The sequence below is a fragment of the Streptomyces sp. NPDC127117 genome (assembly GCF_042677325.1).
Classification (GTDB): Bacteria; Actinomycetota; Actinomycetes; order Streptomycetales; family Streptomycetaceae; genus Streptomyces.
Window position 1 is genome coordinate 21,621 of record NZ_JBHXTM010000070.1, and the last position, 12,704, is coordinate 34,324.

Annotated in this window: 12 protein-coding genes; 9 read left to right on the forward strand and 3 right to left on the reverse strand. The window is 71.5% G+C overall.

The window, feature by feature from the left end; genetic code table 11:
- Positions 1-101 precede the first annotated feature (101 nt).
- The 7 genes from ACFVH0_RS36250 (at position 102) to ACFVH0_RS36280 (ending at position 7,607) form a co-directional block, all read left to right on the forward strand.
- Entirely contained in the window at positions 102-1,184 is a 1,083-nt protein-coding gene (locus ACFVH0_RS36250; RefSeq protein ID WP_385827332.1) for a hemin ABC transporter substrate-binding protein, read from the forward strand.
- Positions 1,181-2,278, forward strand: a complete 1,098-nt coding sequence (locus ACFVH0_RS36255) for a FecCD family ABC transporter permease (protein ID WP_385827334.1) — start codon at positions 1,181-1,183, stop codon at positions 2,276-2,278. The genes ACFVH0_RS36250 and ACFVH0_RS36255 overlap by 4 nt, the downstream gene beginning before the upstream one ends.
- Positions 2,275-3,114 carry a heme ABC transporter ATP-binding protein gene (locus tag ACFVH0_RS36260; RefSeq protein WP_385827336.1) on the forward strand — a complete coding sequence of 280 codons (840 nt, stop codon included), beginning with the start codon at positions 2,275-2,277 and terminating at the stop codon, positions 3,112-3,114. The genes ACFVH0_RS36255 and ACFVH0_RS36260 overlap by 4 nt, the downstream gene beginning before the upstream one ends.
- Before the next feature lie 191 nt (positions 3,115-3,305).
- A complete protein-coding gene (gene efeO, locus ACFVH0_RS36265; RefSeq protein WP_385827338.1) occupies positions 3,306-4,442 on the forward strand; it encodes an iron uptake system protein EfeO in 1,137 nt (378 codons plus the stop codon).
- A 20-nt stretch (positions 4,443-4,462) separates the two neighbouring features.
- A complete protein-coding gene (gene efeB / locus ACFVH0_RS36270) occupies positions 4,463-5,734 on the forward strand; it encodes an iron uptake transporter deferrochelatase/peroxidase subunit (RefSeq protein WP_385827340.1) in 1,272 nt (423 codons plus the stop codon).
- Positions 5,735-5,764: 30 nt separating this feature from the next.
- Positions 5,765-6,736, forward strand: a complete 972-nt coding sequence (gene efeU, locus ACFVH0_RS36275; RefSeq protein ID WP_385827342.1) for an iron uptake transporter permease EfeU — start codon at positions 5,765-5,767, stop codon at positions 6,734-6,736.
- On the forward strand, positions 6,618-7,607 hold the full coding sequence (locus ACFVH0_RS36280) for a hypothetical protein (protein WP_385827355.1): 990 nt from the start codon (positions 6,618-6,620) through the stop codon (positions 7,605-7,607). The genes efeU and ACFVH0_RS36280 overlap by 119 nt, the downstream gene beginning before the upstream one ends.
- Before the next feature lie 54 nt (positions 7,608-7,661).
- On the opposite strand, the gene ACFVH0_RS36285 is transcribed toward ACFVH0_RS36280, so the two are convergent.
- Positions 7,662-8,408, reverse strand: a complete 747-nt coding sequence (locus ACFVH0_RS36285; RefSeq protein ID WP_124718000.1) for a bifunctional DNA primase/polymerase — start codon at positions 8,406-8,408, stop codon at positions 7,662-7,664.
- 170 nt (positions 8,409-8,578) lie between these two features.
- Entirely contained in the window at positions 8,579-9,193 is a 615-nt protein-coding gene (locus ACFVH0_RS36290) for a TetR/AcrR family transcriptional regulator (RefSeq protein ID WP_385827344.1), read from the reverse strand.
- Between the two features lie 125 nt (positions 9,194-9,318).
- On the opposite strand from ACFVH0_RS36290, the gene ddaH reads away from it, so the two are divergent.
- Entirely contained in the window at positions 9,319-10,179 is an 861-nt protein-coding gene (gene ddaH, locus ACFVH0_RS36295) for a dimethylargininase (RefSeq protein ID WP_385827345.1), read from the forward strand.
- A 15-nt stretch (positions 10,180-10,194) separates the two neighbouring features.
- Here the strand turns inward: ddaH and ACFVH0_RS36300 are convergent, their stop codons facing one another.
- The gene (locus ACFVH0_RS36300) at positions 10,195-11,196 is read right to left on the reverse strand and encodes a small ribosomal subunit Rsm22 family protein (RefSeq protein ID WP_385827347.1); all 1,002 of its coding nucleotides are present in this window, start codon (positions 11,194-11,196) and stop codon (positions 10,195-10,197) included.
- A gap of 141 nt (positions 11,197-11,337) precedes the next feature.
- On the opposite strand from ACFVH0_RS36300, the gene ACFVH0_RS36305 reads away from it, so the two are divergent.
- Positions 11,338-12,645, forward strand: coding sequence for a hypothetical protein (locus tag ACFVH0_RS36305; RefSeq protein WP_385827349.1), 1,308 nt, complete (start codon positions 11,338-11,340; stop codon positions 12,643-12,645).
- Positions 12,646-12,704 lie beyond the last annotated feature (59 nt).

A 12,704-nucleotide genomic window follows, 5' to 3' on the forward strand; every position in this document is an offset into this window, starting at 1 on the left:
TAAGCCATATGAGTTCCGCGGTGGCCCCCTACCCCCGCATCGCTCACATACAAGGACCAACTGCCCCTCGCAGACGACAGGAACGACAGGACGGTGCCCCAGTGCGCTTCTCGCAGGACTTCGCCCCGACGGGTGCCGACCGGTGGCCGGGGCGCGGACGGGCCGGGGCCCGTGGACCGCTCGGCATCCTGACCGCCACCCTCGCCCTGACCCTCGCCCTGACGGGCTGCGGCGCCGGCAAGGACCAGGGCGCTCCCGCCACCAGGACCACTCCCGAGGCCGCCGCCGACCGGATCGAGCCGCTGGCCACCGCGCCGCGGCCTCAGCTGCCCGTCACGGTGAAGTCGGCGGACGGCGCCGAGGTCACCGTCGCCTCGACGGACCGGATCGTGCCGCTGACCGGCGGGCTGAGCGAGATCGTCTTCACGCTCGGCCTCGGCAAGCAGGTCGTGGCCCGGGACATCACCGCCACCTTCGAACAGGCCGCGGAACTCCCGGTGGTGACCCGGGCCCATGACGTCTCGGCGGAGAGCGTGCTGTCGCTGAAGCCGACCGTCGTGCTCGCCGAGACCACGACCGGTCCGGCGGAGGCCATCGACCAGATCCGGGACGCCGGCATTCCGCTCGTCGTCGTCGCACCCGCCAAGCAGCTCTCCGATGTCGGCCGCCGGATCGGCACCGTGGCGGCGGCCCTGGGCGTGCCGGAGTCGGGCACCGAACTGAAGTCGCGCACCCAGTCGCGTATCGACGCGGTGCGCGAGTCCGTGCCCGCCCCGGCGGACGGGCGGAAGAAGCCCCGGGTGGCCTTCCTCTATCTGCGGGGCTCGGCCTCGGTATATCTGCTGGGCGGCCGGGAGTCGGGGGCGAGTTCGCTGCTCGAAGCGGCGGGGGCCGTCGACGCAGGCAAGGCGTCCGGGCTGACGAAGGACTTCACCGCCATCACCAGCGAAGCACTCGCCAAGGCCGCCCCGGACGCCATCCTGGTGATGGCCAAGGGGCTCGAATCGGTGGGCGGCGTCGACGGGCTCGTGAAGATCCCGGGCATCGCCGAGACCCCGGCCGGGATGGACCGGCGGATCGTCTCCATCGACGACGGCGTGCTGCTGAACTACGGCCCGCGCACCGACCGGGTGCTGAGCGAACTGATCGCGCAGCTCTACCCGCGGGACGGGGCCGGCAAGTGACCACCTCGTCCCCGGAACACATCCGCGCCGAAACCGCCCCGGACCGCGCACCGGCCCCGAAGCCCCGGCGCTCCCCGTCCTTCGCGCTGACCGCCGGACTGCTCACCGCCCTCCTGGTGTGCTGTCTGCTCTCCGCCGGGCTCGGCGCGTACAGCATTCCGCTCGGCGATGTCCTCGGCTCCGTCCAGCACCGGCTCGGCCTCGGCGGGGCCGAGCTGGACCGGGTCGGCGAGAGCGTGCTGTGGAACGTACGGCTGCCGAGGGTGGTCCTCGCCCTGTTGGTCGGGGCCTCGCTCGGCTGCGCCGGCGCCCTGATGCAGGGGGTGTTCGGCAATCCGCTCGCCGAACCCGGGGTGATCGGGATCTCCTCCGGCGCCGCGGTCGGCGCGGTCGCCTCGATCGCGCTCGGGCTGAGCTTCTTCGGCAACTGGACCGTCACCGTCTGCGCGTTCGTCGCCGGTCTCGCCACCGTGCTGCTGGTGTACGCGCTGTCCCGGTCGGGCGGCCGGACCGAGGTGGTGACGCTGATCCTCACCGGGATCGCGGTCAACGCCTTCGCGGGCGCGCTGATCGGGCTGTTCATCTTCTTCGCCGACAACGCGCAGGTCTCACAGATCACCTTCTGGCAGCTGGGCTCGCTGGCCCAGGCGACCTGGCCGAAGGTGCTCGCGGTGCTGCCGTGCGCGGTGCTCGGGCTGCTCGTCGCGCCCTTCCACGCCCGGAAGCTGGACCTGCTCGCGCTCGGCGAGCGGCCCGCCCGGCATCTGGGGGTCGATGTCGAACGGCTCCGGATCGTGCTGGTGCTCGTCGTGGCGCTGCTGACCGCCGCCGCGGTGGCGGTCGCCGGGATCATCTCGTTCGTGGGGCTGCTGGTGCCGCATCTGCTGCGGATGGCGAACGGCCCCGGCCATCGCTTCCTGATCCCCGGCAGCGCGCTCGGTGGTGCGCTGGTGCTGGTGGTGGGCGATCTCGCGGCCCGTACCGTCGCCGATCCTGCCGAGCTGCCGCTCGGTGTGCTGACCGCGCTCTTCGGCAGCCCGTTCTTCTTCTGGCTGCTGCGCAGGACCCGTCGCAAGCAAGGTGGTTGGGCATGAAGGCGCTCAGAAATCCGTTCCGGGTACGGGGGCGGCTGCTGCCCGCTCCCGCCTCCCCCGGCTCCCCCGTCGCCGAGGCGCGCGGGCTGCGGGTGCGGCTGGGGCAGCGGCCGGTGCTCGACTCCATCGATCTGACCGCGCGGGCGGGCGAGGTGCTGGCGCTCGTGGGGCCCAACGGGGCGGGCAAGTCGACCCTGTTGGCGGCGCTGGCCGCCGATCTGCCCGCCGAGCACGGCGAGGTATGGATCGACGGGCGTCCGGTCACCGACTGGTCGGCCGCCGAACTGGCGCTGCGCCGGGCCGTGCTGCCGCAGTCCGCCGCGCTGTCGTTCCCGTTCCCGGTGGCGGACGTCGTACGGATGGGTCGGGCCCCGTGGGCCGGTACCGAGCGGGCGGACGAGGACGATCCCGCCGTCGCCTCGGCGATGGCGGCGACCGAGGTCACCGGGTTCGCCGAACGCCCCTTCTCCGCCCTGTCCGGCGGCGAACGGGCCCGGGTCGCGCTGGCCCGGGTGCTGGCGCAGCGCGCCCCGCTGGTGCTGCTCGACGAGCCGACGGCCGCGCTCGACCTGCGCCACCAGGAGCTGGTGCTGCGGATCTGCCGGGAGCGGGCCGCCGCCGGGGACGCGGTCGTCGTGGTGCTGCACGATCTGGGGCTCGCGGCGGCGTACGCGGACCGGGCGGCCGTGCTGCACGACGGGCGGATCGCGGTGGTGGGGCCGCCCGCCGGGGTGTTCACGGGCGAACTGCTCGGCGAGGTCTACCGGCAGCCGGTCGAGGTGTTCCCGCATCCGCGGACCGGGGCGCCGCTCGTCGTACCGACCAGAGGCACTTGACCATCGCTTGACCTTTCCATGGGGTCGCCATGGGTTGCCTGTGATCAGCCCGTTCCCGGGTCGCCGGGATGAGAGCTGAATCACGGCACAGGTGGGTATCGCTCAGGTAAGCCTCGGTTAAGTTAGGTCCGCCTCACCTGCCTTTGTCCGAATCTTCACCCGCTTCTCCTTCGTCCTCATGTGGAGCCCGTATGCGAGCCGTTCGTTTCTCCGTCGTCACCGCTGCCGCCACGGTGGCCGCCCTGACCGCCGTCACGGGCTGCGCACAGAAGAGCGACGGCAAGGGCGACGGTGCCCTCCAGGTCGTCGCGAAGGACGACTCCTGCGAGGTGTCGAAGAAGAAGGTTCCGGCCGGTCACATCGAACTGGCCGTGCAGAACAAGGGATCCAAGGTCACCGAGGTCTACGTCCTGTTCCCGGACGACCGCATCGTCGCCGAGCGCGAGAACATCGGCCCCGGCACCAAGGCGAACATCACGGCCGAGATCAAGGCCGGTTCGTACGAGATCGCCTGCAAGCCCGGCATGAAGGGCCACGGCATCCGGCAGAAGCTGGAGGTCACCGGCGGCAAGGCGGCCAAGCGCAGCCCCGAGATGGACAAGGCCGTCGCGGAGTACCGCACCTACGTCCAGGCCCAGGCCGACGAGACGCTGCCGAAGGCCAAGAAGTTCACGGACGCCGTCGCCGCCGGTGACATCGAGGCCGCCAAGAAGATCTACGCCGACTCCCGGCTCGGCTGGGAGCGCACCGAGCCGGTCGCCGAGTCCTTCGGCGACATCGACCCGAAGGTCGACATCCGCGAGGACGGCCTGGAGGACGGCCAGAAGTGGACCGGCTGGCACCGCCTGGAGAAGGCGCTGTGGCAGGACAAGAAGCTGGGTGCCGAGGAGAAGGCCCTCGCGCCGACCCTCTACAAGGACCTGCTCGACTGGCAGAAGCGGGTCGGCACGGCGGACATCACCCCGACCTCGATGGCCAACGGCGCCAAGGAGCTCCTCGACGAGGTCGCCACCGGCAAGGTCACCGGCGAGGAGGAGCGCTACAGCCACACCGACCTGATCGACTTCAAGGGCAATGTCGAGGGTGCCGAGAAGTCCTACGAGCTGCTGAAGCCGATCGCCTCGAAGAACGACGCGGCGCTGACCACCACCCTGGACAAGCGGTTCGCGGAGCTCAACACGCTGCTGGACAAGTACCGCGAGGACAAGGGCTCCTACGAGTTCACCTCGTACGAGAAGGTCGGCAAGGCGGACCGCAAGGAGCTGTCGGACGCGGTCAACGCGCTGGCCGAGCCGCTGTCCCGGCTCGCCGCCGCGGTGACGAAGTAACGAGCGGGAAGGCTCCGGTCATGTCCGACCAGACACAGGCCGCCGAAACCCCCGAGGCATCCGGCCCCGCGCCGTCCCGCCGGGCACTGCTCGGCTGGGGCGGTGCCGGGCTCGCGCTCGGCGCCGTCGCGGCCGGCGGCGCGGTCGCCGCGGTGGGCACCGGGAACGACGCGGTGCCGGCCGCGGACAGCGGTGCGGCCGTGCCGTTCCACGGTGCGCACCAGGCCGGCATCGCCACCGCCGTACAGGACCGGCTGCACTTCGCCGCGTTCGACGTGACGACGAAGGACCGGGCCGAACTGATCGCGCTGCTCAAGGAGTGGACGCGGGCGGCGGAGCGGATGACGGCCGGTCACGCGGTCGGTGACGGGGCGTACGGCGGTCTCGCCGAGGCCCCGCCGGACGACACCGGCGAGGCGCTGGGGCTCAAGCCGTCCCGGCTCACCCTCACCATCGGCTTCGGCCCCTCGCTCTTCGCCAAGGGCCGGTTCGGCCTGGAGGACAAGCGCCCCGAGGCGCTCGTGGACCTGCCGAAGTTCCCCGGTGACAACCTCGACGCGGCGCGCAGCGGCGGCGACCTCTGTGTCCAGGCGTGTGCGGACGATCCGCAGGTCGCGGTGCACGCCATCCGCAACCTCGCCAGGATCGGCATGGGCCGCACCGCGATCCGCTGGTCCCAGCTCGGCTTCGGCAAGACGTCCTCGACGACGCCGGACGCCCAGACCCCGCGCAACATGATGGGCTTCAAGGACGGCACCCGGAACATCTCCGGCACCGACACCGCCGCCCTGGACAAGCACGTGTGGGTCGGCGGGAAGGACGACGCGGGCTGGATGACCGGTGGTTCGTACCTGGTCGCCCGCCGCATCCGGATGCACATCGAGACCTGGGACCGTGCCCCGCTCCAGGAGCAGGAGGACGTCTTCGGCCGCGACAAGGGCGAGGGCGCCCCGGTCGGCAAGTCCAAGGAGCGCGACGAGCCGTTCCTGAAGGCGATGCTGCCGACCGCGCACGTACGGCTCGCCCACCCGGACAGCAACGACGGTGCGACGATCCTGCGCCGCGGCTACTCCTTCACCGACGGCACGGACGGCCTCGGCCGGCTGGACGCCGGGCTGTTCTTCATCGCCTACCAGCGCGATGTCCGCAAGGCATTCATTCCGCTGCAACGGCGCCTCGCGGCGCACGACGCACTCAACGAGTACATCCAGCACGTGGGTTCGGCGCACTTCGCCGTCCCGCCGGGCGTCCGCGACAAGGACGACTGGTGGGGCCGGGCGCTGTTCTCGTAACGGGACTCGGAACAGAAGGAGAACCGAAACGTGTTCAGCAACTTCTTGATCGGCCTGCGCGAGGGCCTTGAGGCCAGCCTGGTCGTCTGCATCCTCATCGCCTATCTGGTGAAGACCGGCAACAGGAACAAGCTGGTGCCGATCTGGACCGGCGTCGGCATCGCGATCGTCGTCAGCCTGGCGTTCGGCGCCGGGCTCGAATTCGGTTCGCAGGAGATGACGTTCCAGGCCCAGGAGGCGCTCGGCGGTTCGCTGTCGATCGTCTCCGTCGGCCTGGTCACCTGGATGGTCTTCTGGATGCGGCGCACCGCGCGGCACCTGAAGACGGAGCTGCACGGCAAGCTCGACGCGGCGCTCGCGATGGGCACCGGCGCGCTGGTCGCCACGGCGCTCCTCGCGGTGGGCCGGGAGGGTCTGGAGACCTCGCTGTTCGTGTGGCGTGCGGTGCACGCGGCGGACGACGGCTGGCACCCGATGATCGGCGCGCTCCTCGGGATCGCGGCGGCCGTCGTGCTGGGCTGGCTGTTCTACCGGGGTGCGCTGCGGATCAACCTGTCGAAGTTCTTCACCTGGACCGGCGGAATGCTGGTGATCGTCGCCGCGGGTGTGCTCGCGTACGGCGTGCACGACCTCCAGGAGGCGGAGTTCATCGGCGGTCTCCACAACCAGGCGTTCGACATCAGCGCCACGATTCCGCCGGACAGCTGGTACGGCACGCTGCTGAAGGGCACGTTCAACTTCCAGCCCGACCCGACCGTTCTCCAGGTCACGGTGTGGGCGCTGTATCTGATCCCCACCCTCGCGCTGTTCCTCGCCCCGGTAGGGTTCGGACGGTCAGTGGGGGCGACGGATCAGAAGGCGCGGAAAGCAACGGATGAGAAGCCTGAGGCCGATTCGGCTGGCGACGGGGCTCGCGACGGCGACGGTGCTGTCGGTGACGGCGAGCGGTTGCGTGACGGTGCACGGCGAGCTGGAAGTGGTACCGGCGGCAACCAGGTCTGAGGCCGCGCAGGCCCTGAATGCCTTCACCTCCGCGTACAACGCGGCGGACAAGGCGTACGACCCGGCCCTGGACGCGGACCGGGTCACCGGGCCGCTCGGCGCGATCAACCAGGCCGGGCTGAAGGCGCGGCAGAAGAACCATCCGGACGGCAACCCGGACCACTCGCCGCTGGAGCTGACCGACGCCACCTATCTCATCCCGAAGAAGGCCGGCTGGCCGCGGTGGTTCCTCGCGGACACCGACTCCAACCGCGACCAGGACGGCGGGGAGACGGACACCCGCTGGCTGGTCGTCTTCGTCAAGTCCGGCCCCGGCGCCGGGTGGAAGGCCGCCTATCTCTCGGTCGTCCGCCCCTCCCGGCTGCCCGCCTTCGCGAAGGACGGCGACGGCCTGGCCAGGCCGGTGACCGGGGACGGCGCCGGTCTGGCCGTGGCGCCGAAGGACCTGAGCACCCAGTACACGCAGTATCTGCAGAAGGGCACCCCGGACGTCTTCGCCCCCGGCTCCGCCACCTCGGGCTGGCGGGAGACGCGCCGGACCACCCGGCGGGCGGGCTTCTCGTACCAGTACATCGACCAGCCGCTGGACAGCGGTTCGTTCGGCCCGCTCGGTCTGGAGACGGACGACGGCGGGGCGCTGGTCTTCTTCAGCAGCAAGCACTTCGAGCGGCAGACCGCGGCGAAGGGGCTGCGCCCGCCGCTCAACGCCGACACGGAGGCGCTGCTGACCGGTGAGGTGGAGTCCACCCTCACCAAGGAGCGGGTCTCCGGCCAGCTGGTGTACGTACCGAAGAAGGGCTCGACGAAGGACGGCGGCAAGGTCGTCCTGCTGAACAGGCTGCCGGGCCTGACGGCGGCGAAGGGCTCCTGACGGAACCGGGGCCGCCGCCCGGCCGGCCCCGGCCGTGATCCGCCGGAGGGTTTTCTAACGGCTCAGCGGCCACGCCACCGAGTCGTGGTCGAGATCGCTCTGGTCCGCCGCGTCCGCGTACTGCGCGCACGCGTCGGTGAGCGTCTCCAGCAGGGTCAGCGGATCGGGCAACGGGTTCTCCGGCCCGCGCACCCACCGCACGTCCAGTTCGCCGGGGAGCATGGCCGGTGGCAGGAGCACATAGCTGCCCCGGCAGTGCCACCGCAGCCCCGGGTGTTCGTCCATGGTCTCGGGGTGGCAGTCGAGCTCACAGGGCCACCACTCGTCCTCGTCCTCGGGCGTGCCGCGGGTGGCGGTGAAGAAGAGCATCCGGTCGTCGCCGGAGCGGGCGACGGGGCCGACGTCGATGCCGGCCGCGAGGAGCCGCTCCAGCGCCTGGCTGCCCGCGCTCAGCGGCACGTCGAGCACGTCGTGGATCATGCCGGTCGCGGTGATGAAGTTGGCCTGCGGCTGGCTGCGGGCCCAGCGCTCGATCTGTGCCCGGTCGGTGGTGGACTGCGTCTGCCAGGCGAAGGAGATGGGGTGCCGGGCGGGCGTGGGACAGCCGATGCGTTCGCACGAACATCGGTACCCGACGGGATGGGCGGCCGGCGCGATCGGCATTCCGGCCTCGGCGACGGCCAGGAGCAGCGCCTCCCGGGCGGTGTCGTCGACCTCGCTCTGCTGCGGTTTGGGTCGGCGGCGAAGCCATTGGGAAAACTTGCTCTCTGAGCCGCGATAACGGCCGAAATCGGCGCCCATCTATCCCCTTACCTCAGCGTTGCCCCTGCCCATGGTCCCACCATCCTGCGCCTCGGGTGGCCGGACTTCGGAAGCGGGGTACGCGCGGCCATGCCGTGAGCTGGGCACTATGCGACTTCTTGTCATGAAATGACGGGTGCGTCTCGGGGCGCCGGACCGCGCATCGTGCCTCAGGGCGCCAGCCCGCGCACCACGTGGTCGACGACGGCGTCCGCGTACTCGTGGGTGAGCGGGAGGGTGCGCAGCAGCCAGCGGTGGGTGAGCGGGCCCACCAGGAGCTCCAGGGCGATCCGCGGGTCCGCGTCGGCGCGCACCTGGCCCGCTTCCTGGGCGGCCCGCAGCCGGGCGACGTACAGCCGGAGCCCGGGGTCGAGCAGCTTCTGGACGAATTCGGCGCCGACCTGCGGGTCGACGATCCCGGCGGCGGCGAGCGCCCTGGTCGGCGCCTCGAAGGCGGGGTCGTTCAGCTCGTCGACGGTGGCCCGCAGCACGGTCTTGAGGTCGGCGGCGAGATCGCCGGTGTCCGGGATCCCCTGCGCCGCGTCGGCACCGCTCTGCCCGGCGGTCCGCTCACCGAGGGCCACGAACGCCTCCAGGAGTACGGCCGCCTTGGAGGGCCACCAGCGGTAGATCGTCTGCTTCCCGACACCGGCCCGCGCGGCGATGGCCTCGATGGTGGTACGCGGATAGCCCACCTCGGCGACCAGTCCGAGCGCCGCCTCATGGATCGCGCGGCGCGAGCGCTCGCTGCGGCGGCTGGAGTCGGGCACCCGGTTCTCTACCATGGCGGCCAATCTAACAGCGGGTCGAGCCGGTACGTATCGTCTCCCGGCCCGACGGAACCACCCGATCGGATCACTGCGCACCGGCCCCGGAGAGCGGACCATGGGCTCACGCACACACCCGTGCGATGTCCCCCCGGCAGGCAACCCCTGCCTTTCGTGAGGAGCCTTCATTGCCTCGTGAAGCCACACCCCGCCGCTACCTGATGTGCGCCCCCGCGCACTTCAGAGTGACGTACTCCATCAACCCCTGGATGGACCCCAGCAAGCCCGTGGACCTCCCCCTGGCCCAGACCCAGTGGGAGGACCTGCGCGACCGGTACCGCGCCCTCGGGCACACCGTGGAGCTGCTCACCCCCCGCCCCGAGCTGCCCGACATGGTGTTCGCCGCCAACGGCGCCACGGTCATCGGCGGCCGGGTGCTGGGCGCCCGCTTCGCGTACCGGGAGCGGTACGAGGAGGCCGGGGCCCACCGCGAGTGGTTCCGGGCCAACGGTTTCACCGAGATCCATGAGCCGGACCACGTCAACGAGGGCGAGGGCGACTTCGCGGTCACCTCGTCGTACGTTCTGGCCGGGCGGGGCTTCCGGTCCAGTCCGCTCTCGCACGGCGAGGCTCAGGAGTTCTTCGGGCGCCCGGTGATCGGGCTGGATCTGGTCGACCCGCGCTATTACCACCTGGACACGGCGCTGTCCGTGCTCGACGACGCGGGCGACGAGATCATGTACTACCCGGGCGCGTTCTCGCCGGGCAGCCGGTCGGTGCTGGCGCGGCTCTTCCCGGACGCGCTGATCGCCCAGGAGGCGGACGCCGCGGCGCTCGGTCTGAACGCGGTGAGCGACGGGCTCCACGTGCTGCTGCCGCAGGCCGCGACGGGACTCTTCGATCCGCTGCGGGCGCGGGGCTTCGAGCCGGTTCCGATGGACCTGGGTGAGCTGCTCAAGGGCGGCGGCAGCGTGAAGTGCTGCACTCAGGAGCTGCGGGGGTGACCCGGCGGGTGGCCCTCAGGCGTTCTCGCCGGGCGGCCACTCGTCGCCCCACGCGACGTCCCGGGCGGCCCGGTACAGCTCGCCGTGCCGCTTGGTGACCGTGGCTCTCCGCAGGGCCTCGTCGCGGGTGCACAGGTCCAGCAGCACCTGCCCCTTGCGGATCTGCGGCTTGCGGGTGACCCGCGCCGTCACGGGCTCCGTCCCGAAGCGGGTCGCCACCACATAGCTGAACTTCTCGTCCTCGTAGGGCAGCGAGCCGCCCTTGACCTGCCGGTGCAGCGAGGAGCGGCTGACCCTGGCCGAGAAGTGGCACCAGTCGGTGCCCGGCTCGATCGGGCAGGCGTCGCTGTGCGGGCAGGGCGCGGCGACCGTCAGCCCGGCGGCGATCAGCCGGTCGCGGGCCTCGATGATCCGGGCGTAGCCGTCGGGGGTGCCCGGTTCGACGACCACGACCGCCTGTGCGGCGGCCGCCGCGCTGTCGACGAGGGCGGTGCGGACGTCCGCGGTCAGTTCCTTGAGTACGTAGGAGACGGTGACCAGGTCCGCGGGGGCGAGTTCGAGGCCGGCGCCGATGCGGGCCCGGCGCCACTCGGCGGCGCGCAGCGCGGGGATGCCGGAGAGCCCGGCCAGTTCACGGCCGAGGGCGAGCGCGGGTTCGGCCCAGTCCAGCACCGCCGTCCGCGGCCCTTCCGCCTCCCAGGCCCCTGCCACGGCCCAGCTCGCCGCTCCGGTGCCGCCGCCGACGTCGGTGTGGGTGGCGGGCCTCCAGTCGGGGGCGGCCTCCCGGAGCGCGGCGAGTGCGGACCGTACCGCTTCGAAGGTGGCGGGCATCCGGTACGCGGCGTACGCGGCGACGTCGGAGCGGTCGCGGAGCACCGGCGCGTCGGTCGGGGTGGTCCCGCGGTAGTTGGCGATGAGCCGTTCGACGGCCCGGGCGGCCTGCTTGGGCGGCAGCCCGTCGAGCAGTCCGGCGAGCGTCGCGCGCAGGACTTCCGCGGTGGGGAGGGTGGCGTTCACCGACGAATTGTAGGCAAAGCCGACGGACCCGTCCCCGCCCCGGTATCCGCGCGGAACTGCACGGAATCCGAACTGCCGCGATGCCCACCCAAGTTGCTACGCTGACCGCCGCGAGGTCGGGATTGCCCATCGAGGGGAACCATGAGACAGAAGATCGTGCGCCTGGTTCTGGTCGGCGGAGTGCTCGTGCTGGCCATGCTTCTTCTGCTCGCCACCTGCGGCAGCGGTGAGAAGAGCACGGACAAGCCGGAGAAGCAGGCCAAGAAGAGTCCGGCCGAGGTGACACAGCTCACCGTCCCGTCCGCGTACGCGCCCGAGCGCGGCTGGGAACTCATCGGGACCTCGCCCGACTACGCGATCTCCCGGACCACGGGCCGTCTCGCCTACCTGGTGCGGGAATCGGAGACCAAGTACCAGCTGCGGACCATCGACAACAAGACGGGGCAGGCCGGCTGGCACGGCGAGAGCTGGCGGCCCCCGTCGCCGCACCAGTTCCCGAGGCTCCTGTCGGTCACGGTCGACGACCACGAGTACTTCGTGACGTGGGCGTACGGGAAGGTCGGCGAGAACGCGCTGACCCCCGCCGACACGATCGTCTCGCTGGACGTCTACGACGTGGAGGACGGCTCCCGGCGGCGCGTGGAGGTGCCGTGGAACTCGGTCCCGACGGTCTCCACCACCGGCCCCGGCATCCTGATCAGTGACGGCCGGACGAACAGCGCGGTGGTCGACCCGGTGACCGGCCGGGTGACCGATGTCGCGGCCCCCGCGCTCAAGTACCCGAAGGGCTGCAAGACCTGCAAGCAGCTCACCGAGGTGCGCGGGCTGACGCAGAAGGGGCTGCTGGTCAGCGGGGCCAAGGAATTCTGGGTGCAGGGCGGCTGGTTCAGCCGCAATGTCGCGCCCAAGGGAACGGACAAGTACAGCGGGATCCCGACCTCGGTGGTCCCGGGCCTGATCCTCGCGAAGTGGCAGCTGGACAAGAAGGCGAAGCGCGCCGCCACCCACGACATGTGGGTGGTGCACGACGTGGAGACCGGCAAGCCGCTGGCCTCGGTGGAGTGCAGCAAGCCCGCGATAAAGCCGGGCCAGTACCCGCAGCTCATCTCGGCGCCCTCGGGCTCCTACCTGGTGGCCGGACCGCTCGCGTTCGACCTGGCGACGAAGCGGGGCTTCTGCTTCGAGGGCGCGGACGGCACGAAGCCGCTGACCCTGGCGTCGGTGAACGACGAGGGCACCGCGTACGGCGCGGCGAGCGCGCGCAACGCGGCCGATGTCCTGGCCGGCGGCGGCGCCCCCGTGGCGGTCGCCGTCCGCAGCGGCTCGACGGGCGCCCTGCCCTCGAACGTACGCGTCCCGGGCATGGAGACCGCGGACGGCGTGGGCCTGTTCCGCTGGACCGACGAGAAGGACCGCCCGCATCTGATCGGGTACCCGAGGTCTTCGTAGCGTCGCGGAGCGCCGTGCGGGAGGGGCGGCGGGGTCCGGGGGGGAACACACCCCGGACC